The organism is Aquabacterium sp. A7-Y (assembly GCF_026153205.1).
Lineage (GTDB): Bacteria > Pseudomonadota > Gammaproteobacteria > Burkholderiales > Burkholderiaceae_C > Caldimonas.
Genome location: NZ_JAPFBW010000102.1, coordinates 1 through 546, shown reverse-complemented (window position 1 = coordinate 546; position 546 = coordinate 1). Strand labels below are relative to the sequence as shown.

Genomic DNA, 546 nt, shown 5'->3' with positions numbered 1-546 from the left:
CTACACCTACACGCCCAACGCCAACTTCAACGGCAGCGACAGCTTCACCGTCGTCGTGACCGACGCGCAAGGTGCGACCGACACCATCACGGTGACGGTCAACGTGAATGCCGTGAACGACAACCCGGTGGTGGTCGGCACGCTGAACAACGTGAGCAGCACCGACGCCGCCACGGTCAGCATCCCGACCAGCTCCGTCTTCCGCGACGCCGACATCGCCACCAATGGCGACCAGCTGACCTTCTCGGCCACCGGCTTGCCGGCTGGCTTGAGCATCGACCCGAGCACCGGTCTCATCTCCGGCACCCTGCCCGACGACGCCAGCCGCCCCGCTGCCTACGTCATCGAGGTGACCGCCACCGACTCCAAGGGCGCCAAGGTCTCCTCCAGCTTCGATCTGTCGGTCAACAACCCGGCTCCGGTCGGTGCTGACGAGAACCAGACAGTTGCGGAAGACGGCTCGCTGAGTGACACGGTCACCTCGACCGATCCCGACGGCGATGCACTGAGCTATGCGATCGACACTGCACCGACGAACGGTACGGT

Annotated in this window: 1 protein-coding gene; it reads left to right on the top strand. The window is 65.0% G+C overall.

The features are described 5' to 3' along the window. On the top strand, positions 1–546 hold a 546-nt coding region (locus tag OOT46_RS30710; protein WP_265407419.1), incomplete at both ends, for an Ig-like domain-containing protein.